Here is a 3,190-nt window from a genome sequence, read left to right on the forward strand (position 1 = left end):
CTTCGGAGCCGTCCGACCCGTCAGAACCCGCGCCGGCCGACGCGGCGGGCGACGCCGCCGGGGCGGGTGCGGCCGCGGGTGCCGGACGAGGCTTCGGAGCCGGGGCGGGCTCGGGCTCGGCCTGCGCGGCGGCAGGCTCGGGCTCGGGTTGCGCCGCAGGCTCGGGCTCCGGTTCCGCTGCGGGCTCCGGCTCGGGCTCAGGGGCGGACGCGCCGCTGTCGTCGGCGGAACCCGCGCCCTCGCCGGCCTCGCCGATGACGGCCAGCTCGACGCCGATCTCGACGGTCTCGTCCTCCTGCACCTTGATCGAGAGCAAGGTGCCGGACGCGGGCGAGGGGACCTCGGTGTCCACCTTGTCCGTCGAGACCTCGAGCAGTGGCTCGTCGGCGTCGATGTGGTCACCCTCGGCCTTCAGCCAGCGGGTCACGGTGCCCTCGGTGACACTCTCACCGAGTCGCGGCATGGTCACGGACGTCGACATGGTCGTGGGGCTCCTAGGGTTCGCGGTCGGTGGGCGAGCAGGCGGTTATTCGTGCACGTGCAGCGGCTTGCCGGCCAGGAGCATGTGCGCCTCGCCGATGGCCTCGGACTGGGTCGGGTGCGGGTGCACGAGCTGCGCGACCTCGCCCGGGAGAGCCTCCCAGTTGTAGATGAGCTGCGCCTCGGCGATGAGCTCGCCGACCCGGTCTCCGACGATGTGCACGCCGACCACCGGGCCGTCGTTCTGGGCGATCAGCTTGACCGCGCCCTTGGTGTTGAGGATCGCGCTGCGGCCGTTGCCGGACAGGTCGTAGGTGACGCTCTTGATGTTGTCGACGCCGTACTTCTCGGCGGCGTCGACCTCGGTGAGCCCGACGGACGCGACCTCGGGGGAGCTGTAAGTGATGCGCGGGACGCCGGCGTAGTCGATCGGGACCACCGGCAGGCCGGCGATCTGTTCGGCGACCAGGATGCCCTCGGCGAAGCCGACGTGGGCGAGCTGCAGGTGCGGTCCACCGTTGATCGACACCAGGTCGCCCACGGCGTAGACGCCGTCGACGGCGGTGCGCAGCAGCTCGTCGGTGACGACGAACCCGCGCTCGAGGCGCTGGCCCTGCTCCTCGTAGCCCAGACCGTCCGAGACCGGGCCCCGGCCCACCGCGACGAGCAGCAGTTCGGCCTCCAGGGTCTGGCCACCCTCCAGGGTGACGACCACCCCGGCGTCGCTGGTCTCGACCTTCTCGAACCGCACGCCGACCTTGAAGTCGATCTTGCGCTTGCGGAAGGCGCGCTCGAGCTGCTTCGAGCTGGCCTCGTCCTCGAGCGGGACGAGGTGCGGCAGCGCCTCGACGATGGTGACCTTGGCGCCGAAGGAGGTCCAGGCCGACGCGAACTCGCAGCCGATGACGCCGCCGCCGAGCACGATGACCGACTCGGGGACGTGCTCGAGCTGCAGCGCGTGCTCGCTGGTGATGACGCGTCGGCCGTCGAGCTCGAGGCCCGGCAGGGTGCGGGAGTAGGAACCGGTGGCGAGGATGAGGTTGGTGCCGGTGTAGGTGTCGCTGGAGCCGTCCTGCTTGGCCACCTTGACCGTCTTCGGGCCGACGAGGACGCCCTCGCCCTCGACAATCTCGATGCCGCGCGACTTGATCAGGCCGGTCAGGCCCTTCCAGTTCTTGCCGATCACGCCGTCCTTGTACTTGTTCACACCGGCCATGTCGATGCCCTCGAAGGTGGCGTTGACGCCGAAGTTCGCGCTCTCGCGGGCGCCGTCGGCGATCTCGCCGGCGTGCAGCAGGGCCTTGGTGGGGATGCAGCCGCGGTGCAGGCAGGTGCCGCCGACGCGGTCCTTCTCGATCAGCACCACGGACTTGCCGAGCTCGGCCGCGCGCAGCGCCGCGGCGTACCCACCGCTGCCGCCACCGAGGATGACGAGATCGGACTGCTGGTCTGCCACGGGTCTACTCCTACCTACCGACGAACGCCCGTGTCGACGGGCGTGATGGGGTGCCCGTCCATCTTGGCACTGTCGGTCCGCACGGTGTTCGGTCGGTCGGTCCGGTCAGCGGGCCGCGAGGTGCTCGGCGGCGGCGATCATGGTCCGCACGCCAGCCCCGGTGCCGCCCTTGGGCGTGTAGTCGCGCGGCGCCGCCTCGTTGAACGCCGGGCCGGCGATGTCGAGGTGCACCCATGGCACGCCGTCCGGCACGTACTCGCCGAGGAACCGGCCGGCGATCAGCATCCCGGCCCAGCGCTCGCCGGGGATGTTGGCGATGTCGGCGACGGGGGAGTCGAGACGTCCGCGCAGGTCGTCGGGCAGCGGCATGGCCCACAGCCCCTCGCCGACCCCGGTGCCCGCGGCCACGACCTCGTCGCGCCAGTCGTCGCTGCCCATGGCGCCGATCAGGCGCGGCCCGAGCGCGACGACCTGCGCCCCGGTGAGCGTCGAGGCCTCGATGAGGAAGTCCGGGTCGTCCTGCCCGGCCCGCACCAGCGCGTCGGCCAGGATGATGCGGCCCTCGGCATCGGTGTCGCCGACCTCGACGGTGCTGCCGTCGTACATGCGAAGGATGTCCGACGGCCGGTAGGAGGACCCCGACGGCATGTTCTCGGCCATCGGCACGGTCGCGGTCACCGCCACCGGGAGCTTCAGCGCGGCGACGGCGAGCACCGAAGCGATTGCCGCGGCAGCACCGCCCATGTCGGACTTCATGGCGGCCATGTTCGCCGTCTTGAGGTTCAGGCCGCCGCTGTCGAAGGTGATGCCCTTGCCGACGAGCGCCAGGTGCGCCCTGGCCTTGGCCGGCCGGTAGCTGATCCGCACGAGCCGGGGCGGCCGCACGCTGCCCTGCCCCACGCCGAGGATGCCGCCGAACTTGCCGCGGCGCAGCGCGCGGTCGTCGAGCACCTCGACCTCGAGCGAGCGGTCCTGGGCGAGCTCGCGGGCGCGTTCGGCGAACGTCTCGGGGTACAGGTCGTTCGGCGGGGTGTTCACGAGGTCGCGGGTCAGGCTGACCGCCTCGGCCACGATCTGGGCCCGCTTGACCTCGGCCCGCGCGCCGGACGCGCCGGGGACGCTGATGGTGCGCAGCGCGCGGGTGCCGGCGGCCGACTTGTAGCCGGTGAATGCGTAGGCGCCGAGCAACGCGCCCTCGGTCAGCGCGCCGACCGGGGCGTCGAGCGCGAGGTGGACGCGCCGCCGGTCGCCGAG

General features: G+C 72.2%; 3 protein-coding genes. All 3 read right to left on the reverse strand.

The annotated features are described in order from the left end of the window. On the reverse strand, positions 1-463 hold a 463-nt coding region (locus ACFFCA_RS19725), incomplete at its 3' end, for a biotin/lipoyl-containing protein (RefSeq protein ID WP_375487986.1). A 63-nt stretch (positions 464-526) separates the two neighbouring features. Further along, a complete protein-coding gene (gene lpdA, locus ACFFCA_RS19730; RefSeq protein ID WP_375487982.1) occupies positions 527-1,936 on the reverse strand; it encodes a dihydrolipoyl dehydrogenase in 1,410 nt (469 codons plus the stop codon). Positions 1,937-2,041: 105 nt separating this feature from the next. Beyond that, the coding region (locus ACFFCA_RS19735; protein WP_375487984.1) for a leucyl aminopeptidase at positions 2,042-3,190 on the reverse strand (1,149 nt) is incomplete at its 5' end.

It is taken from the genome of uncultured Jatrophihabitans sp., from assembly GCF_964252635.1.
Taxonomy (GTDB): Bacteria; Actinomycetota; Actinomycetes; order Mycobacteriales; family Jatrophihabitantaceae; genus Jatrophihabitans.